The following is a 20,563-nucleotide window of genomic DNA, read 5'->3' on the forward strand; positions in this document are numbered from 1 at the left end:
ATGAGTGTGATAGCGCAGGCAGGGGCGAAGGGTCGCCAGCTGCACAAGTTTGGTGGTAGTAGTCTTGCTGATGTGAAATGTTACCTGCGGGTCGCGGGGATCATGGCAGAGTATTCGATGCCGGGGGACATGATGGTTGTCTCTGCGGCGGGCAGCACCACCAACCAGTTGATTAGCTGGCTGAAGTTAAGCCAGACCGATCGTCTCTCTGCGCATCAGGTTCAACAAGCGTTACGCCGTTATCAGAGTGAATTGATCGCCGGGTTACTGCCTGCCGACGTGGCCGATGGCCTGATCAGCCACTTTATCCAGGATCTGGAGCGGCTGGCCGCGTTACTCGACAGCGGCGTGACCGATGCCGTTTACGCCGAGGTGGTGGGCCACGGTGAAGTGTGGTCTGCCCGTCTGATGGCGGCGGTTCTGCAACAGCAGGGGCTGGAGGCCGCATGGCTGGACGCGCGGGACTTCCTGCGTGCCGAACGTGGCGCTCAGCCACAGGTTGATGAAGGCCTCTCTTATCCGCTGCTCCAGCAGCTGCTGGTGCAGCATCCGAATAAACGTATTGTCGTGACCGGCTTTATCAGCCGCAGCAATGCGGGTGAAACCGTGCTGCTGGGGCGTAACGGCTCCGACTACTCCGCAACGCAGATTGGTGCGCTGGCGGGCGTGTCGCGCGTCACGATCTGGAGCGACGTGGCGGGCGTCTATAGCGCCGATCCGCGTAAGGTTAAAGATGCCTGCCTGCTGCCGCTGCTGCGTCTCGATGAAGCCAGCGAGCTGGCCCGTCTGGCGGCCCCGGTTCTCCACGCCCGTACCCTGCAGCCGGTTTCCGGCAGCGATATCGATCTGCAGCTGCGCTGTAGCTATACGCCGGATCAGGGTTCCACCCGCATTGAGCGCGTGCTGGCTTCCGGCACGGGGGCGCGTATTGTCACCAGCCATGACGATATCTGCCTGATTGAGTTCCTCGTTCCCGCCGGCCACGATTTCAAACTGGCGCATAAAGAGATCGACCTGATCCTCAAGCGTGCCCAGGTGCGCCCGCTGGCCGTGGGTGTGCATACCGATCGTCACCTGCTGCAGTTCTGCTACACCGCCGAAGTGGCCGACAGCGCGCTGAAGATTCTGGATGAAGCGGGCCTGCCGGGCGAGCTTCGCCTGCGTCAGGGGCTGGCGCTGATTGCGATGGTGGGCGCGGGCGTCACCCGTAACCCACTGCACTGCCACCGTTTCTGGCAGCAGCTGAAGGGGCAGCCGGTTGAATTTACCTGGCAGTCCGAGGAGGGCATCAGCCTGGTGGCGGTCATGCGCACCGGGCCAACGGAGAGTCTGATCCAGGGCCTGCACCAGTCGCTGTTCCGCGCCGAAAAACGCATCGGTTTGATGCTGTTTGGGAAAGGGAATATCGGTTCCCGCTGGCTGGAGCTGTTTGCCCGCGAGCAAACCACGCTGTCAGCGCGTACCGGTTTTGAATTTATACTGGCGGGCGTGGTGGACAGCCGCCGCAGCCTGCTCAGTTATGAAGGGCTGGACGCCAGCCGTGCGCTGGCCTTCTTCAACGATGAAGCCATCGAACAGGATGAAGAGTCGCTCTTCCTGTGGATGCGCGCCCACCCCTATGATGATCTGGTGGTGCTGGATGTCACCGCCAGCGAGCAGCTGGCCGATCAATATCTTGATTTCGCCAGCCACGGCTTCCACGTCATCAGCGCTAACAAGCTGGCGGGCGCCAGCAATACCCGTAACTATCGTCAAATCCATGACGCCTTTGAAAAAACGGGCCGTCACTGGCTCTACAATGCCACCGTTGGTGCCGGTCTGCCGGTGAATCACACCGTGCGCGATCTGATCGATAGCGGCGACAGCATTCTGGCGATCAGCGGTATCTTCTCCGGGACGCTCTCCTGGCTGTTCCTGCAGTTTGATGGCACCGTGCCGTTCACCGACCTGGTGGATCAGGCGTGGCAGCAGGGGCTGACCGAGCCTGACCCCCGCGTTGACCTCTCAGGGAAAGACGTGATGCGTAAGCTGGTAATCCTGGCGCGTGAAGCGGGCTACGACATCGAGCCGGGTCAGGTTCGCGTGGAGTCGCTGGTGCCGGCGGGCTGCGAAGAGGGGTCTGTGGATCACTTCTTCGAGAACGGTGAAGCGTTGAACGAGCAGATGCTACAGCGGCTGGAAGCGGCGCGCGAAATGGGTCTGGTGCTGCGCTACGTGGCGCGTTTTGATGCCAACGGCAAGGCGCGCGTTGGGGTTGAGGCTGTCCGCCCGGAACATCCGCTGGCGGCGCTGCTGCCGTGCGATAATGTCTTCGCCATTGAAAGCCGCTGGTATCGCGATAACCCGCTGGTGATCCGTGGTCCAGGTGCGGGCCGCGACGTGACCGCCGGGGCGATCCAGTCCGATATCAACCGTCTGGCGCAGCTGCTGTAAAGCCCTATGCCCGGTGGCGCAACGCTTACCGGGCCTTCTTTTTTCCCATCCTGAACTTTTTTCAACTTCCCTGAGCATTCCTCACCGTCAATGGTGATATTTTCAGTTGACGCCAGTCCGCTTTTCCGTCATTTTTACATCTGGACGTCTAAACGTATAGAAGTTCGAAGCATAACAAACAACGACACGCGATTGATGAGGTAAGGTATGAGCTTTTTTCACGCCAACCAGCGGGAAGCCCTGAATCAGAGCCTGGCTGAAGTAAACGGCCAGATTAACGTCTCTTTTGAATTTTTCCCGCCGCGCACCAGTGAAATGGAGCAGACCCTGTGGGCCTCTATCGATCGCCTGAGCAGCCTGAAACCCAAATTTGTCTCCGTGACCTACGGCGCCAACTCCGGCGAGCGCGACCGCACGCACAGTATCATCAAGGGCATTAAGGATCGTACCGGTCTGGAGGCTGCCCCGCATCTGACCTGTATCGATGCCACCCGCGACGAGCTGCGCACCATCGCCCAGGATTACTGGAATAACGGTATCCGCCACATCGTGGCCCTGCGTGGCGACCTGCCGCCGGGCAGCGGTAAGCCGGATATGTACGCGACCGATCTGGTAGCGCTGCTGAAAGAGGTGGGCGATTTCGACATCTCCGTGGCGGCTTACCCGGAAGTGCACCCGGAGGCGAAAAGCGCCCAGGCGGACCTGCTCAACCTGAAACGCAAAGTGGATGCGGGTGCCAATCGCGCCATCACCCAGTTTTTCTTTGATGTTGAAAGCTATCTGCGTTTCCGTGACCGCTGCGTCTCTGCCGGCATCGACGTGGAAATTATCCCTGGCATCCTGCCGGTTTCTAACTTTAAGCAGGCCAAGAAATTTGCCGACATGACCAACGTGCGCATCCCGCACTGGATGGCGAAGATGTATGAAGGCCTGGACGATGACGCCGAAACCCGCAAGCTGGTGGGTGCCAGTATCGCCATGGATATGGTGAAGATTTTAAGCCGCGAAGGGGTGAAGGATTTCCATTTCTATACCCTCAACCGCGCCGAAATGAGCTACGCGATCTGCCATACGTTAGGGGTTCGCCCGGGTCTGTAAAGACCAGGCCCTCAGTAAGATGAGGGCTTTTTTATTTCAGCCGGATAACAACGGTATTAACTATCAAATCTGTGGATTGTTTCAATTATCTCTTGTTCCCGGTGGTGTATATCCTAACGATAAAACCATAGAGGGAGCAGAGCGATGAGTACGTCCGACGAGAACCAGAATTCAGGTAAGTGCCCTTTCCATCAGGGCAGTTATGACAAGAGTGCAGGTGCCGGCACCAACAGCCGGGACTGGTGGCCTAAACAACTTCGTATTGATCTTCTCAACCAGCATTCCGAACGTTCCAACCCGCTAGGCAAAGATTTCAATTACCGCAAAGAATTCAGCAAGCTGGATTACTCCGCTCTGAAAGGCGATCTGAAAGCGCTCCTGACCGATTCCCAACCGTGGTGGCCTGCAGACTGGGGAAGCTATGCCGGTCTGTTCATTCGCATGGCGTGGCACGGTGCGGGCACCTATCGCTCTGTCGACGGGCGCGGCGGCGCAGGCCGCGGTCAACAGCGTTTCTCTCCGCTTAACTCCTGGCCGGACAACGTCAGCCTCGATAAGGCGCGTCGTCTGCTGTGGCCGATCAAACAAAAATATGGCCAGAAAATCTCCTGGGCCGATCTGTTTATTCTTGCGGGCAACGTGGCGCTGGAGAACTCCGGCTTCAGAACCTTCGGCTTTGGTGCCGGACGCGAAGATGTCTGGGAACCAGATCTGGACGTTAACTGGGGCGATGAGAAAGCCTGGCTGGAGCATCGCCATCCGGAAAGCCTGGCGAAAAGCGCCATTGGCGCCACCGAGATGGGGCTTATTTACGTTAACCCTGAAGGGCCCAACGCCAGCGGTGAACCGCTGTCGGCGGCAGCGGCTATCCGCGCCACCTTTGGCAACATGGGGATGAACGATGAAGAGACCGTCGCGCTGATCGCAGGCGGCCATACGCTGGGTAAAACCCACGGGGCAGGGGAAGCCAGCCATGTGGGTGTCGATCCGGAAGGCGGCCCGCTTGAGGCTCAGGGCCTGGGCTGGGCCAGCACCCACGGTACCGGTATCGGGGCGGACGCCATTACCTCCGGCCTGGAGGTGATCTGGTCCCAGACGCCGACCCAGTGGAGCAACTACTTCTTCGAAAATCTCTACAAATACGACTGGGTGCAAACCCGCAGTCCGGCTGGTGCTATCCAGTTCGAAGCGTCAAATGCGCCGGAAATTATGCCGGATCCCTTCGACCCGTCGAAAAAACGTAAACCGACCATGCTGGTGACCGACCTGACGCTGCGTTTCGATCCGGAATTCGACAAAATTTCCCGTCGTTTCCTCAACGATCCACAGGCCTTTAACGAAGCCTTCGCCCGCGCATGGTTCAAACTGACCCACCGTGATATGGGGCCGATTTCCCGTTATATCGGGCCGGAAGTGCCAAAAGAAGAGCTGATTTGGCAGGATCCGCTGCCGCAGCCGTTCTTCCACCCGACTGCTGAAGATATCGAAAGCCTGAAGGCGGACATTGCGGCTTCTGGCCTGTCGGTGAGCGAGCTGGTGTCGGTGGCATGGGCGTCGGCTTCCACCTTCCGCGGTGGCGATAAGCGTGGCGGGGCCAACGGCGCACGTCTGGCGCTGGCACCGCAGCGTAGCTGGGATGTCAACGCCGTCGCCGCGCGCGTACTGCCGGTGCTGGAAGGGATCTATAAATCGGCGCATAAAGCATCGCTGGCGGACATCATCGTGCTGGCCGGTGTGGTGGGCGTTGAGCAGGCGGCGAAAGCGGCGGGCTTCAACGTTACCGTACCGTTTACGCCAGGCCGTGTCGACGCGCGTCAGGATCAGACCGATATCGGCATGTTTACGCTGCTGCAGCCGGTTGCCGATGGTTTCCGTAACTACCGGGCGGCGATTGACGTTTCCACCACCGAATCGTTGCTGATTGATAAAGCGCAGCAGTTGACGCTGACCGCGCCAGAGATGACGGTGTTGCTGGGTGGGCTGCGCGTGTTGGGCGCTAACTTTGATGGCGGTAAGAGCGGCGTCTTTACCGACCGTGTGGGCGTACTCAGCACTGACTTCTTCGTCAATCTGCTGGATATGGGCACACAGTGGAAAGCCACCGATGAATCCAGCGAGCTGTTCGAAGGGCGCGATCGTGTGAGCGGGGAAGTCAAATATCTGGCGAGCCGTGCCGATCTGGTGTTCGGTTCTAACTCCGTGCTGCGTGCCCTGGCGGAGGTTTACGCCAGCAGCGATGCCCACGAGAAGTTCGTGAACGACTTTGTCGCGGCATGGGTGAAAGTGATGAACCTCGACCGGTTCGATCTGCTGTAAACAGAAAATCCCCGCTTCGGCGGGGATTTTTTTTCCCGGCGGCGCTACGCTTGCACGGGCCTACGGGTTTTGTAGGCCGGGTAAGGCGCAGCCGCCACCCGGCAATAAGGGCTACTCCCACTCTTGCATAAAACGCTGACCGTACTGGTCGGCCACCAGCAAGGCGGCATACACCTGATCCGCCGTTGTCCCGCCCGGCATGTTATGGATGGTTTCATCTTTCGCACAGGCTGCTGTCGCCACCAGGCGCATTTTGGCGGGGATATCTTCGGTAATATCCAGCTGCGCCAGCGTGATGGGCAACCCTACGCTGTGGCAGAGTGCCGCGACGGTTTCAATCTCTTCAACCGGGGCATTCTCCAGCACCAGCTGGGTCAGCGTGCCAAACGCCACTTTCTCGCCGTGATAGTAATGATGGGCGTCCGGAATGGCGGTCAGGCCGTTATGAATGGCGTGGGCCGCTGCCAGGCCACCGCTTTCAAAACCGACGCCGCTCAGATAGGTGTTGGCTTCAATGACCCGCTCAAGGGCAGGAGTCACCACATGCTGCTCTGCCGCCAGCATCGCTTTTTCACCCTCTTCAATCAGGGTGTTGTAGCACAGTTCGGCCAGCGCCAGCGCGGCCTGGGTGCATTTGCCTCCCGCCATGGTGGTAGCGCCGCTGCGTGAGCAGGCCCGGGCTTCAAACCAGGTTGCCAGCGCGTCGCCGATGCCGGCTGCCAGCAGACGTGCAGGCGCCCCTGCCACCACTTTGGTATCCACAATCACGATGTTCGGGTTATGCGGCAGCATCAGGTAGCGATCAAACTCCCCGCTGTCGGTGTAGATAACAGAAAGCGCGCTGCAGGGTGCATCGGTAGAGGCAATGGTCGGGGCGATGGCGACCGGGACATCCATGAAATGCGCCAGTGCTTTAGCGGTATCCAGTGTTTTACCGCCGCCGATGCCGAGGATTGCCTGGCAATCTGCACTTTTCGCCAGCTTGCGCAGCCGGTCGATCTCGTTCTGTGAACATTCGCCGCCAAATGGCGCGATTTCTACGTACAGTTCCGCCTGTTTAAAGCTCTGGCGCAGCGTCTCTTCCGCAAAGCCCAGCACAAATTTATCGCCCACCACCAGCCAGCGCGCCGCCAGCGGTTTCAGGTAGTCGCCGAGGCGTGAGAGCACATCTGCACCCTGAATGTATTTGCCAGGTGATTGAATAATACGATCCATCCTATGTCTCCTTTACAGGTTGAGGCTACCAAACGCGTTTTTCCAGTCCTGCTCAAACTTGTCTATGGCTGACTCTACCGCTGGCGTATTGAGCATTTGTTGCGCTACATCAGTCGGCAGGGTGATCGCTTCACAACCGGCGAGCAGGCAGTCCAGCGCCTGACGTGGCGTTTTGAAGCTGGCGGCCAGCACGCTGCTCTCTGGTGCATGCATTTCCAGCAGGCTTTGCAGCTCCTGTACCGTGCGGATCCCGTCGCCTCCCTGGGCATCCACGCGATTGACGTAGGGCGCGATGTATTTCGCCCCGGCTAACGCCGCCAGCAAACCTTGTGAGGCGCTGTAAACTGCGGTGCCGAGCGTAGTAATACCCTCTTTTTTAAGGGCTTTAATTGCAACCAGCCCTTCAGCGGTAACCGGAATTTTGACCACGATAGTAGGGATCGCTTTACGCAGGCGTCTGGCTTCGGCAACCATACCTTCGGCGTCGCGGCTCATTGTCTGGGCAAACAGGATGCCCTGCGGGCCGATGACGTTCTGCAGGCGCGGCAGGACTTCCCAGAGCGGCTCACCGCTGGCGGCAATAATGCTCGGATTGGTGGTGACGCCAGCAATGGGGAAGATGCGGGCGAGGCGTTCAACGTCCGCCACGTTGGCGGTATCCAGATACAGTTCCATGACTCTTCCTCGTTTTACAGTTCTAATTCATGTTGCAGCAGGGTGGCAATAGCCTCTTCGGAGCTGGCATTGACCAGCGCGTTGCGGAAATCGGCATGCATAATCCGGCGCGCCAGGCGCGAGAAGATGCGCATGTGCTGGTCACCAGCGGCATGTTTATTGAGCGTGAGCATAATAATGAACTGGGCCTCCTCCTCGCCCCATGGCACCGGGGTTTTTAATCGGGCGACGCTAATGGTCGACTGTTCAATATGTTCAGATTTGCTGTGAGGGATGGCGAAGCTAAAGCCGAGGCCCGTAGAGAACACGGCTTCACGCGCCCAGAGATCGGCCTCCAGCTTGCGCGGATAGCGGCAGCGCCCGGCGAGGAGCAGATTATCCGTCATGCCTTTCAGCACCTCTTCTTTACTGCGCCAGTCGTTATCCAGCGAAATGCAGACCGGGGTCACCAGCGGCGTGTCCTGTTGATTCATACGGAACTGCGCCAGCAGATGTTCAACTTCCAGCGAGGTGCGGCAATTCATTGCCTGATTAAGCAACTGACGGCAGGCGCGGCTGTCCAGCTGAGCGAGACGCGCTTTGGTTGTCGGGATCGCGGGTGAACCCATGCTGATTTCATCCAGCCCCAGGCCGACCAGCAGCGGCAAGACTGAGCCTTTGGCGCCCAACTCGCCGCACAGGCCAATCCATTTTCCCTGGCGGTGGACTGCCTGCACGGCATAATCCAGTGCGCGCAGAAACGCCGGGTTCAGGCTGTTGTAGTGACGGGTGACTTTGGCGTTATCGCGGTCCACCGCCAGCAGATATTGCGTCAGGTCGTTGCTGCCGATACTAAAGAAATCAATCTCTTCGCAGCACTGATCGATGATGAACATCACGGACGGCACCTCCAGCATGATGCCGAGCGGGATTTTTTCATCAAAGGGGATCTGTTCGCTGCGCAGCTGCTGTTTTGCTTCAGCGAGCTTCTCTTTGACCCACAGGATCTCTTCCATTGAGGAGATCATCGGGATCATGATCTTCAGCCTGCCGTGGGCTGATGCGCGGAGGATCGCCCGCAGTTGAGTCGTGAAGAGCGCGGCGTACTCTTCGTAAATACGTACCGCGCGATAGCCCAGGAATGGGTTGTTCTCCGCCGGGATGTTCAGGTACTCCACTGGTTTATCACCACCGATATCCATCGTGCGCACGATGATGCTGCGCCCACCTGCGCTCTCCAGCGACTGGCAAAAAATGTTGTAAAGCTCGTTTTCACACGGCGCGCTGGCGCGGTCCATATAGAGCATTTCAGTGCGGAAAAGACCGACCGCTTCTGCGCCGTTGCCAAAGGCTGTCTGGGCTTCCAGCGCATGCGCGATGTTGGCAGCCACCTCAATACGCAGGCCATCCGCGCTTCGCGCCTCCTGGTTCAGCCAGACGCTCTGCTGCTGACGCAGGGCTTGCTGAACATACGCTTCCTGCTGGTAATAACGCGCCACAGCTTCGCTGGCGTTCACCACCACCGCGCCGGCATTGCCGTCAATAAATACCGGCTGGTTGCGCCACTGGAGCAGGCTTTCGCTATCAACCCCCACCAGCGTCGGAATATTAAAGGAACGTGCAAGAATAACGGTGTGCGACGTGGTGCCGCCGCTTTTTAACAGCAACCCTTTCAGCAGCGTTTTATCAAGCTCGAGAAACTGGCCGGGAGTAAGATCGTCAGCCAGGCAAATACTCGGTTGCGTCAGCTGGCCCGGCACCGGGAAGCGCTGCTCGCCGTAGATGTGCTGCAACAGCTGATAGCAAACATCGCGTACATCCAGCACGCGCTCCTGAAGATAACTGCTGCTGGAGCGGGCAAACTCTGCGCAAAAATGGCTGGCGGTCTTAACCACGGCCTGCGCGCAGCTTAACCCTTCATTAATGCCTGCCAGAAGATGCTGGCGCAGCGAGGCGTCCGTGGCCAGCGAACGATGCGCCTCCAGAATGGCGCTGGCCGTACTGTCGTTATCCAGCATGCGCAGCTCAATGTTTTTAACCAGCAGCTTCAGGCCATTATCCAGCGCCGACTGTTCCTCTTCCTGGGTTCCGGCAGTGGGTAAATCGGTTAACGCGTTGAGATCAAGGGAGGTCAGGAGCGTTAAGACCCCCTGGGCGCTACCGCTGCAAACCGCCAGCGCGCGAAACAACGTGGGATTAAGGCGCGTTAAGGACTCAGGGAGCGGGGAGAGTTCGGTACTGATGGCGGCAGCCAGCGGAGCATCGCAGTGAGGAAACTCTTCTTTAAACCACCTTTCAAGTTGCTGATGCGCATCCTGTTCATCCGCGCCAGTAATAAGCAGACGGCAAGCATCCCCTGCCAGCGTGTCGGTGCCAATCAGCGCCAGCGCGCTTTTCGCACTGCCTTTCCGGCCGCTACGCAGGTTGTGCCACACAATCTGTGACGTAAATGAATTACACAGCGTTTCAACATGACTTGCCGGCCGCGCATGAACGCCATTAGGCAAATCACAGGTAAATTCCACCACCAGAGCCATAACCACTCCTGAAATCACGAGTCATACATGGCAATCAGCATACGAGTGTGGCGAGGATGCGCGCTATGTGACATTTCTGCCAAAAACTGGACAAATGTAATGTCTCGCTGGAAGTGAGACTTTGTTCACAACACGCCTTTTATCGGGCGCGAGTCAGAAGGAGAAGAAATTAAGAGGCGGATCGCATTTTTCTTTCTATATTACAAAAATCCAGTAAATGGCGTTTTTATCCACTGTCTGTACCCCGCCGGATTGCCTATTGTTTGCCACAACATCGTTATGGATTTGGGCCAAACATAGCCCGGGAGCGACCTATGAAAGAACTGGTGCAGATTCTTAAAAACACGCGACAGCATCTGATGACAGGGGTATCGCATATGATCCCCTTTGTCGTGGCGGGCGGTATCTTGCTGGCGATATCCGTAATGCTCTACGGCAAGGGCGCGGTGCCGGATGCCGCGACCGATCCCAATCTGAAAAAACTGTTTGATATTGGTGTTGCCGGACTCACGCTGATGGTGCCATTCCTGGCCGCCTACATCGGTTATTCCATTGCTGAGCGCGCGGCGTTGGCGCCCTGCGCCATTGCGGCCTGGGTTGGCAACAGCTTCGGCGCCGGGTTCTTCGGGGCGATTATTGCCGGGGTACTGGGCGGTATCGTCGTCTATTACCTGAAAAAGCTGCCCGTAGCGAAAGTTCTGCGCTCCGTCATGCCCATCTTCATCATCCCCATCATCGGCACCTTTATTACTGCAGGCATCATGATGTGGGGGTTGGGTGAACCTGTTGGCGCGCTCACAACTGGCTTAACCCAGTGGCTGCAAGATATGCAGCAGGGAAGCATCGTCGTACTGGCCGTGATCATGGGGCTGATGCTGGCCTTCGATATGGGTGGGCCCATCAACAAAGTTGCCTATGCCTTCATGCTGATTTGTGTGGCTCAGGGGGTTTATACCGTCGTGGCGATTGCCGCGGTTGGCATCTGTGTGCCGCCGCTGGGGCTGGGCCTGGCAACGCTGATTAACCGTAAAAATTTCAGCGGCGAAGAGCGTGAAGCCGGGAAAGCGGCTCTGGTGATGGGCTGTGTTGGCGTCACCGAAGGGGCGATTCCTTTTGCCGCCGCCGATCCCCTGCGGGTTATCCCCTCGATCATGCTGGGCTCCGTCTGTGGCGCCGTGACCGCGGCAATGCTTGGAGCGCAGTGTTACGCCGGATGGGGCGGCCTGATTGTGCTGCCCGTCGTGGAAGGCAAGCTGGGCTATATCGCTGCGATTGTGGTCGGTGCGGTGGTAACGGCAGTGAGCGTCAATGTGCTGAAGAGTCTGGCGCGTAAGAACACGACTCAGGTTGCGCAAAAAGATGACGACCTGGATCTGGATTTTGAAATTAACTGAGTGAGGAAGAGAGCATGACCCGAATTGTTGCAGTAACCGCATGTCCATCTGGCGTAGCGCATACCTACATGGCTGCGGAAGCGCTTGAAAGCGCGGCGAAAGCGAAAGGCTGGGAAGTCAAAGTCGAAACGCAGGGCTCGATTGGTCTGGAGAATGAGCTTACAGCCGAAGAGATCGCCGCGGCGGATATGGTCATTCTGACCAAAGACATCGGCATCAAATTTGAAGAGCGCTTCACTGGAAAAACCATCGTGCGCGTCAACATCAGCGACGCGGTAAAACGCGCCGAAGCGATCATGAACAAAATTGATGCGCATCTGGCGCAAACTGCCTGATCTCCACCCGCCCTGAGGGGCGGGAGTGTTTTCCTCTACCGGAGTGTCCTCATGACGAACCGTATCCAACGCCTGAAAGACGCGCTATTTGCTCACCCACGAGAGATTTCGCTCGAACGCGCAGTGCTTTACACCGCCAGTCATCAACAAACGGAAGGTGAACCGGTAATGATACGCCGGGCGAAAGCGACGGCGTATATTCTTGACCACGTAGAAATTGCGATTCGTGATGAGGAGTTGATTGCCGGTAACCGCACGGTGAAACCGCGCGCCGGGATTATGTCTCCGGAAATGGATCCCTACTGGCTGCTGAAAGAGCTGGATCAATTCCCCACCCGCCCTCAGGACCGTTTTGAAATCAGCGAGCAGGATAAGCAAACCTATCGCGAACAACTTTATCCCTACTGGGAAAAACGTTCGATGAAAGACTTCATCAACAGCCAGATGACGGATGAGGTAAAAGCCGCCGTTGGCACCCAAATATTCAGTATTAACCAGACGGATAAAGGCCAGGGCCACATTATCATCGACTATCCGCGCTTGTTGAATAACGGTTTGGGCGCCTTAGTGGCCCAGATGCGCGCGCACTGCGCGCAAGATCCACAAAACATCTTCTACCAGGCCGTCTTGTTGCTGCTTGAAGCCTCCCAACGCCACATTTTGCGTTATGCGTTGCTGGCGGATCAGATGGCGGCAAACTGCCCGGATGCCGCGCGTCGTCAGGAGCTACTGACCATCGCTGAGATCTCGCGGCATAACGCGCAGCATAAGCCGCAGACCTTCTGGCAGGCGTGTCAGCTGTTCTGGTATATGAACATTATTTTGCAGTATGAATCGAACGCCAGTTCGCTCTCCATTGGTCGCTTCGACCAATATATGCTGCCGTTCTACCAGGCTTCGCTCACCCAGGGCGAAGACGCCGCGTTCCTCAAAGAGCTGCTGGAATCGCTCTGGGTAAAATGTAATGACGTGGTGCTGCTACGCTCCACCAGTAGCGCCCGCTATTTCGCCGGGTTTCCGACCGGTTATACCGCGCTGTTAGGCGGCCTGACCGAAAATGGCCGCAGCGCGGTGAACGTATTGTCATTTCTCTGTCTGGACGCCTACCAGAGCGTTCAGCTACCGCAACCCAATCTTGGCGTACGCGTCAACGAGCTGATCGACAGGCCCTTCCTGCTGAAAACGGCAGAGACTATCCGCCTCGGTACCGGCATCCCACAGATTTTTAACGATGAAGTGGTGGTGCCCGCATTCCTTAATCGTGGCGTGTCGCTGGAAGATGCCAGGGATTACGCCGTTGTTGGCTGCGTTGAGCTTTCTATACCGGGCAAAACTTACGGTTTACACGATATCGCCATGTTTAACCTGCTGAAAGTCATGGAAATCGCCATGCAGGAGAACGAAGGTAATGCCGGGTTGACCTATGAAGAATTGCTCGACGATATTCGCCACAAAATAAACCATTACATTGCCCTGATGGTTGAAGGGAGCAATATCTGCGATATCGGGCATCGGGACTGGGCGCCAGTGCCGCTGCTCTCCTCCTTTATCAGCGATTGCCTGGACAACGGAAAAGAGATCACCGACGGCGGCGCCCGCTATAACTTCTCCGGTGTGCAGGGCATTGGGATCGCCAACCTGAGCGACTCGCTACATGCATTAAAAGGGATGGTGTTTGAGCAGCAGCGCTTAAGTTTTGATGAGCTACTGGCACTATTGAAAGCCAATTTTGCCACTCCGGAAGGAGAAAAAATCCGGGCGCGTCTGATCAACCGCTTCGATAAATATGGCAATGATATCGACGAAGTTGACAATATTAGTGCGGAACTGCTGCGCCATTATTGCAAAGAGGTCGAAAAATATCGCAATCCAAGAGGTGGGCAATTCACGCCGGGCTCTTATACGGTGTCGGCGCACGTCCCGCTAGGTGCCGTAGTGGGAGCTACGCCAGATGGTCGGCTGGCAGGGGAGCAGCTCGCGGATGGCGGTCTCTCACCGATGCTCGGTCAGGATATGCAGGGGCCTACGGCGGTGCTGAAATCCGTCAGTAAGCTGGATAATTATCTGCTCTCCAATGGCACTTTGCTCAACGTGAAATTTACTCCGGCGACGCTTGAGGGCGATGCCGGGCTGCAAAAGCTGGCCGATTTCCTGCGCGCGTTTACCCAGCTCAAACTACAGCACGTTCAGTTCAACGTGGTGAATGGAGATACGCTGCGTGAAGCCCAGTTGCGCCCACAGGATTTTGCCGGGTTGGTGGTCAGGGTTGCCGGATACAGCGCCTTCTTTGTCGAGTTGTCGAAGGAGATCCAGGATGACATTATCCGCCGCACCGCGCATCAGCTGTGAGGTCATTGAGACACGCGCGCCTGTGGCGCGCATCTTCAATATCCAGCGTTACTCCCTGAATGACGGGCGCGGCATACGTACCGTGGTCTTCTTTAAAGGGTGCCCGCATACCTGTCCGTGGTGCGCCAACCCTGAATCGATGTCGCCAAAAATCGAAACCGTACGCCGGGAGAGCAAATGCCTGCATTGCGCGCCCTGTTTACGCGATGCCGATGAGTGCCCTTCGGGGGCGTTTGAGCGGATCGGCCGGGATGTGACGCTCGACGAGCTGGAACAGGAGGTGATGAAAGACGATGTTTTCTTTCGCGCTTCCGGCGGCGGCGTCACGCTGTCAGGCGGAGAAGTACTGATGCAGGCGCCTTTCGCCACACAATTTTTGCAACGTTTGCGCCGTTATGGCGTGCATACCGCAATCGAGACGGCGGGTGATGCGCCGTTGTCGCGTTTGCTGCCGCTGGCGCAACAGTGCGATGAAGTGCTGTTCGACCTGAAGATCATGGAACCAGAGCAGGCGCGGGCTATCGTGAATATGAATTTGCCCCGTGTGTTACAGAACTTGCGCAGCCTGGCGGCAGAAGGGGTCAATGTCATCCCCCGGGTTCCGCTTATTCCGGGCTACACACTGCACAGGACCAACATCACGCGCGTGCTGGAATTTCTGATACCCTCAGGGATACGGCAGCTGCATTTACTGCCTTTTCATCAATATGGCGAACCAAAATACCGTCTGCTAGGGCAAACATGGTTAATGCGTGATGTGGCCGCGCCGGATGCGAATGAGATTGCCGCCATACGCCTGCTGGCAGAACGTGCAGGTTTTCAGGTAACCGTGGGAGGTTAACAATGTCAGTCATGACGGGAAGACAACTGGTGGCGGTAACAGCCTGCGTGAGCGGCGTGGCGCACACCTACATGGCCGCCGAGCGTCTGGAAAAACTTTGTCAGCAAGAGAACTGGGCTGTCCGTATCGAAACCCAGGGGGCGTTAGGGATTGAAAACGAGCTGACAGAAGAGGATATCCATCGTGCCGATCTGGCACTGTTAATCACCGATATTGAACTGGCGGGTAGCGAACGCTTTGAATATTGTCGTTATGTGAAATGTGGTATCAACGCCTTTCTGCGCGAGCCGCACAAGGTAATGAGCGCCGTGCGGAAGTTGTTAACCGCCCCTCAGCACACGCAGGTTAATCTGACTTAACGGCCTTACCGGTCAACTGGCTATGATACTGGCGACGATACTCTGACGGGGAACGTTCCGTGTTCTTACGAAACAGCCGACAAAAATAGTTGCTGTCGACAAATCCGCAGGCGTGCGCCACCTCTTTCACTTTCAGATCATAGCCCTTAAGTAACTGACGCGCGTGTTCAAGACGGATATGCGTCAGGTATTCATTAAAGCCCACCGCACCGGTTTTTTGAAAAAGATGCGACAGGTAGTTGGGTGAGATATAAAACGCCTGGGCTACAGATTCCCGGGTAAGCGGCGAAGCGTAATTATCATCGATGTGGCTGCGAATAGCGTCGAACAGCGCCTGGCTGCGCGATGCCGTCTGGATCTGGCTGCCAAGCAGGTCGTTGCAATGACTCAGCAGACTGGCGACGACCAGGCGCGCGGTCTGCTGTTCCTGCGGCTGCATCTGCATTTCGTGCAGCGTTTGTAGCAGAAAAGAACCAATGCGCGGCCCGCGCCGGGCAACATGTTGTTTAGCCAGATTGCGGTGCATGACGCCATCCCATTGCAGGACGCTAAAACCGAGCTGCTGTTTGCCGAAGAGGATACTCAAGGTTGTCGCAGGCTGTCGCCAGTGAGGGAAATTCCATCCGCCCGCGGGTATATACAGGATGTCGTACTGCTGTAACGCCGGTGCGGCGCTCTCCTCAACGACGCCCTCCAGGATAATTTCAAGGCGTGGGAAATCAACCTGTAATGCAAGGGCAGGGGCCGGAGAAGGTGAGCTGGCAAAATGAACATGACCCAGCCGCACAGGGCTACCAATTAATTCTGCCAGTATGTGACTGATATCTGGCTGCATAATTTACCTTCTCCCGTTGCAACAAAGCCAAAACCTTACCTGTAAGCATAAAAAAAGGCCACACATAGTGTGGCCTGATTACATCAGGTTTACGCTTAGCCGGTGTTACGCATCCCCGCCGCAACGCCCGCGATGGTGACCATCAGCGCTTGTTCCACGCGCGGATCTGGCTCCTGGCCCTCTTCTTCCGCTTTACGTGAACGGTACAGCAGCTCTGCCTGCAGAACGTTCAGCGGGTCGGTGTAGATGTTACGCAGCTGGATAGACTCCGCAATCCACGGCAGATCGGCCATCAGGTGGGAATCGTTGGCGATAGCCAGCACCACTTTGATGTCGCCTTCCAGTAGCTCGCGCAGCTCTTTACCCAGCTTCCACAGCTCGGGTTTCACCAGGCGCTGGTCGTAGTATTCCGCCAGCCACAGGTCGACTTTGGAGAAGACCATCTCCAGCATGCCCAGACGGGTAGAGAAGAACGGCCAGTCGCGGCACATGGTTTCCAGTTCGCTCTGCTTGCCATCGTCCACCACCTTTTGCAGCGCGGCACCGGCACCCAGCCAGGCCGGGAGCATCAGGCGGTTTTGCGTCCACGCGAAGATCCATGGGATGGCACGCAGGGACTCTACGCCACCGGTCGGGCGACGCTTGGCCGGACGGGAGCCGAGCGGCAGTTTACCCAGCTCCTGCTCCGGTGTAGCCGAGCGGAAGTAAGGGACGAAATCTTTGTTTTCACGCACGTAGCCGCGGTACAGATCGCAGGAGATATCTGACAGCTCGTCCATAATATGGCACCAGGCTTCTTTCGGCTCCGGCGGCGGCAGCAGGTTGGCTTCCAGAATGGCGCTGGTGTAGAGCGACAGGCTGCTGATGGTCACTTCCGGCAGGCCGTACTTGAAGCGGATCATCTCGCCCTGTTCGGTCACACGCAGACCGCCTTTCAGGCTGCCCGGCGGCTGGGAAAGCAGCGCCGCATGCGCTGGCGCACCGCCACGACCGATAGAGCCGCCGCGACCGTGGAACAGGGTCAGTTCAATACCGGCTTTCTCGCAGGTCTTGATCAGTGCGTCCTGCGCCTGATACTGCGCCCAGGATGCTGCCATTACGCCCGCGTCTTTTGCGGAGTCGGAATAGCCAATCATCACCATCTGTTTGCCCTGAATAAAGCCGCGATACCAGTCGATATTCAGCAGCTGGGTCATCACGTCGTTAGCGTTGTTCAGGTCATCAAGGGTTTCGAACAGCGGTGCCACCGGCAGCGCATAGTCGATGCCCGCCTCTTTCAGCAGCAGATGAACACCCAGCACGTCGGATGGGGTCTTCGCCATGGAGATCACATAGGCGGCCACCGATCCTTTCGGCGCATCAACGATCGCTTTGCAGGTGTTGAGCACTTCGCGAGTTTCGTTGCTTGGCTCCCAGTTGCGCGGCAGCAGCGGACGCTTGGAGTTCAGCTCGCGGATCAGGAAGGCCTGTTTGTCAGCTTCTGACCAGCTTTCATAGTCGCCAATGCCAAGATAGCGGGTCAGCTCGCCCAGCGCTTCGGTGTGACGGGTGCTCTCCTGACGCACGTCGATACGTACCAGCGGCACGCCAAAACACTTCACGCGGCGCAGGGTGTCGAGCAGTTCGCCGTTGGCGATGATGCCCATACCGCAGGCCTGCAGCGATTTATAGCAGGCATACAGCGGATCCCAGAGCTGCTCGTTCTGGCTCAGCAGTCCTTCCGGCTTCGGCAGACGCTGGCCTTTCAGGCGGGCTTCCAGCCAGGCCTGCGTTGCCAGCAACTGGCCGCGCAGTTTTTTCATCAGATAACGGTACGGCTCGCTGGCACCCTCTTCGCCGGCCAGCTCGCGCAGTTCCGGCGTGGCTTCAACCATCGACAGCTCAGAGATGAGCACCTGAATATCTTTCAGGAACAGGTCTGTGGCTTTCCAGCGGCTCAGCAGCAGTACGTGGCGGGTGATGTCGGCAGTCACATTCGGGTTGCCGTCGCGGTCGCCGCCCATCCAGGAGGTGAAGCGTACCGGCACAAAATCCACCGGCAGGCGGTAGCCGAGGTTCTCTTCCAGCTGCTCGTTCAGCTCGCGCAGGTAGTTTGGCACCCCTTCCCACAGGCTGTTTTCCACCACCGCAAAGCCCCATTTGGCTTCGTCAACCGGGCTTGGGCGGTGCTTACGAATTTCATCGGTATGCCAGGACTGGGCAATCAGCTGGCGCAGACGGCGCATCAGCTGGTTACGTTCGTAATCAGCGATCTCTTTGTTATCCAGCTGCTTCAGGCAGTTATTCACTTCCACCATTTTGTGGATCAGGGTACGACGGGTGATCTCGGTCGGGTGGGCGGTGAGCACCAGCTCCAGCGACAGGGACTCGACGGCCTTTTTGATGGTGGCTTCGTTAAGATCGGGTTGGTCCTTGAGTTTTCTGAGCGTGCGGGCAATCACTTCCGGGTTGCTGGCCCCTTCGCCATTCGGCGAAATGCTGTGGTACTGCTCGGCGGTGTTTGCCAGGTTCAGGAACTGGCTGAAGGCTCGGGCAACAGGGAGCAGTTCGTCGTTGGAGAGGTTCTGCAGCGTGGTGAGCAGCTCCTGACGATTGGCTTCGTTACCCGCGCGGGAAGATTTGGACAGCTTACGGATTGTTTCAACGCGATCGAGAATGTTCTCGCCCAACGCATCCTTGATGGTATCTCCCAGCACCTTGCCGAGCATACTGACATTACTACGCAACGCGGAATATTGTTCGTTCATAAAAACCCAGTCACCCCATCATTTTTGTTTATGCCCGTAAAGCCATCTCGCGGACATTATTTTGTCATCTCCCTTTATAAAGCCACGTAAAACCCCCGTCGTCAATTGCTGCGAAAACGGTTCAGCAAACGAATAAATAGGGGCAATTTACGAAATTTAATTCGCTTTGCGTCAGATAAGAGATGCTTATGAGAATGTGACGAAGATCATGAGATTTTTCCCCTCTCGCGAAAGAGGGGAACAGTCATTAATGCCAGCAGAAGTGATGCACAACCTGAGCGATCAGTTCGCGGGTTGGCTTGATAAAGCGGGTTTCCAGGTACTCATCCGGCTGGTGGGCCTGGTTAATAGAGCCTGGGCCAAGCACCAGGGTCGGGCAGAGGGTCTGAATAAACGGCGCTTCGGTGCAGTAGTTCACCACGTCGGTTTTCTCGCCGAGCAGTTTTTCCACCACTTCCACCAGCTGATGGTCCGGCGGGCACTCGTAACCCGGGATTGGCGGATGCAGCTCAGAGACCGTCAGGCGACCCGGCCAGCGCTCGCTCACCGGGGCCAACGCTTCGTTCAGCAAGCCGTCGAGGTCGTTCAGGGTCATGCCCGGCAGCGGGCGAATATCCATATGCAGTTCACAGCAGGCGCAGATACGGTTAGAGGCATCACCACCGTGCAGGCTGCCGAGGTTCAGCGTCGGGTAAGGGACCGTGAAGGCATCGTAGTGATACCGCTCCTTCAGGTCGTCGCGCAGCGTCATGATGCGGCCAATGGCGTCGTGCATCAGTTCAATAGCGTTAACGCCGCGCGCCGGATCGCTGGAGTGGCCGGACTGGCCCAGCACGCGCACCGCCGTAGAGATATGGCCTTTATGCGCGCGAATCGGTTGCAGGGATGTCGGCTCGCCGATGATGGCGCAATCCGGGCGAATCGCCGTGTTTTCCGAGAAGTAGCGTGCCCCGGCCATGCTGGTCTCTTCGTCGGCGGTAGCCAGAATATAGAGCGGCTTTTTCAGTTTTGTCACGTCGACGTCACGCAGCGCGTCGAGGATAAAGGCGAAGAAGCCTTTCATGTCAGCAGTGCCCAGCCCGTAGAGCTTGTTGTCGTGCTCGGTCAGGGTGAAGGGATCGCGCGTCCAGCGTCCGTCATCAAACGGCACGGTGTCGGTATGCCCTGCCAGCAGCAGGCCGCCCGCACCCTGGCCAGTACTGGCGAGCAGGTTAAATTTGTTACGGGTTCCCGGCACCGGCTGAACCTCCACCTTAAACCCGAGATCGCTGAACCAGCCTGCCAGCAGATTGATTAAAGTCTCATTACTCTGATCCAGCGCTTCTTCCGTTGCGCTGATGGACGGCGTGGCAATCAGGGCGCGGTAGATCTCGATAAATGGCGGTAAATTCATTTTCATTGTTGACACACCTTAGGTCGTGATAGTATCAATATTCATGCAATAAATGTG

General features: G+C 57.3%; 14 protein-coding genes. 8 read left to right on the forward strand and 6 right to left on the reverse strand.

Annotation, left to right across the window (positions count from 1 at the left end; all coding sequences use genetic code 11):
• The 3 genes from ACT3IC_RS10175 to katG all read left to right on the forward strand — a co-directional run bounded on the left by ACT3IC_RS10175 (window position 1) and on the right by katG (window position 5,847).
• Complete coding sequence (locus ACT3IC_RS10175; RefSeq protein ID WP_159340306.1) at window positions 1-2,433, forward strand: bifunctional aspartate kinase/homoserine dehydrogenase II; 2,433 nt, start codon at window positions 1-3, stop codon at window positions 2,431-2,433.
• A gap of 207 nt (window positions 2,434-2,640) precedes the next feature.
• Entirely contained in the window at window positions 2,641-3,531 is an 891-nt protein-coding gene (gene metF / locus ACT3IC_RS10180) for a methylenetetrahydrofolate reductase (protein ID WP_032615268.1), read from the forward strand.
• A 144-nt stretch (window positions 3,532-3,675) separates the two neighbouring features.
• The gene (katG, locus tag ACT3IC_RS10185) at window positions 3,676-5,847 is read left to right on the forward strand and encodes a catalase/peroxidase HPI (protein WP_159340307.1); all 2,172 of its coding nucleotides are present in this window, start codon (window positions 3,676-3,678) and stop codon (window positions 5,845-5,847) included.
• 111 nt (window positions 5,848-5,958) lie between these two features.
• On the opposite strand, the gene gldA is transcribed toward katG, so the two are convergent.
• The 3 genes from gldA to ptsP are packed head-to-tail and all read right to left on the reverse strand — an operon-like array spanning window position 5,959 to window position 10,253.
• Window positions 5,959-7,062, reverse strand: coding sequence for a bifunctional L-1,2-propanediol dehydrogenase/glycerol dehydrogenase (gene gldA, locus ACT3IC_RS10190; RefSeq protein ID WP_159340308.1), 1,104 nt, complete (start codon window positions 7,060-7,062; stop codon window positions 5,959-5,961).
• A 12-nt stretch (window positions 7,063-7,074) separates the two neighbouring features.
• Entirely contained in the window at window positions 7,075-7,737 is a 663-nt protein-coding gene (gene fsa / locus ACT3IC_RS10195; RefSeq protein WP_156240032.1) for a fructose-6-phosphate aldolase, read from the reverse strand.
• Between the two features lie 14 nt (window positions 7,738-7,751).
• Window positions 7,752-10,253, reverse strand: a complete 2,502-nt coding sequence (gene ptsP / locus ACT3IC_RS10200; RefSeq protein WP_473477346.1) for a phosphoenolpyruvate--protein phosphotransferase — start codon at window positions 10,251-10,253, stop codon at window positions 7,752-7,754.
• Window positions 10,254-10,567: 314 nt separating this feature from the next.
• Between ptsP and ACT3IC_RS10205 the strand changes: the two genes are divergently transcribed.
• From ACT3IC_RS10205 to ACT3IC_RS10225, 5 genes are read left to right on the forward strand one after another with little or no spacing between them, the layout of a single operon-like run.
• Complete coding sequence (locus ACT3IC_RS10205) at window positions 10,568-11,647, forward strand: PTS fructose transporter subunit EIIC (RefSeq protein ID WP_263950145.1); 1,080 nt, start codon at window positions 10,568-10,570, stop codon at window positions 11,645-11,647.
• A gap of 14 nt (window positions 11,648-11,661) precedes the next feature.
• Window positions 11,662-11,982: a PTS fructose-like transporter subunit IIB gene (locus tag ACT3IC_RS10210; RefSeq protein WP_103177492.1), complete on the forward strand. Its 321-nt coding sequence runs from the start codon at window positions 11,662-11,664 to the stop codon at window positions 11,980-11,982.
• Between the two features lie 51 nt (window positions 11,983-12,033).
• Window positions 12,034-14,331: a formate C-acetyltransferase gene (locus ACT3IC_RS10215; RefSeq protein ID WP_159340311.1), complete on the forward strand. Its 2,298-nt coding sequence runs from the start codon at window positions 12,034-12,036 to the stop codon at window positions 14,329-14,331.
• Complete coding sequence (locus tag ACT3IC_RS10220) at window positions 14,297-15,172, forward strand: [formate-C-acetyltransferase]-activating enzyme (protein ID WP_159340312.1); 876 nt, start codon at window positions 14,297-14,299, stop codon at window positions 15,170-15,172. Before ACT3IC_RS10215 ends, ACT3IC_RS10220 begins: the two co-directional genes overlap by 35 nt.
• A gap of 11 nt (window positions 15,173-15,183) precedes the next feature.
• Window positions 15,184-15,531, forward strand: a complete 348-nt coding sequence (locus ACT3IC_RS10225) for a PTS fructose-like transporter subunit IIB (RefSeq protein WP_371816563.1) — start codon at window positions 15,184-15,186, stop codon at window positions 15,529-15,531.
• Here ACT3IC_RS10225 and ACT3IC_RS10230 read toward each other — a convergent pair.
• The 3 genes from ACT3IC_RS10230 to argE form a co-directional block, all read right to left on the reverse strand.
• Window positions 15,518-16,366 carry a helix-turn-helix transcriptional regulator gene (locus tag ACT3IC_RS10230; RefSeq protein WP_103177488.1) on the reverse strand — a complete coding sequence of 283 codons (849 nt, stop codon included), beginning with the start codon at window positions 16,364-16,366 and terminating at the stop codon, window positions 15,518-15,520. The two genes, ACT3IC_RS10225 and ACT3IC_RS10230, sit on opposite strands and share 14 nt — an antisense overlap.
• Window positions 16,367-16,461: 95 nt before the next feature.
• Complete coding sequence (ppc, locus tag ACT3IC_RS10235) at window positions 16,462-19,113, reverse strand: phosphoenolpyruvate carboxylase (protein ID WP_103177487.1); 2,652 nt, start codon at window positions 19,111-19,113, stop codon at window positions 16,462-16,464.
• A gap of 247 nt (window positions 19,114-19,360) precedes the next feature.
• On the reverse strand, window positions 19,361-20,512 hold the full coding sequence (gene argE, locus ACT3IC_RS10240) for an acetylornithine deacetylase (RefSeq protein ID WP_103177486.1): 1,152 nt from the start codon (window positions 20,510-20,512) through the stop codon (window positions 19,361-19,363).
• Window positions 20,513-20,563 lie beyond the last annotated feature (51 nt).

The sequence above is a fragment of the Leclercia sp. GHBNCSD genome (assembly GCF_055805075.1).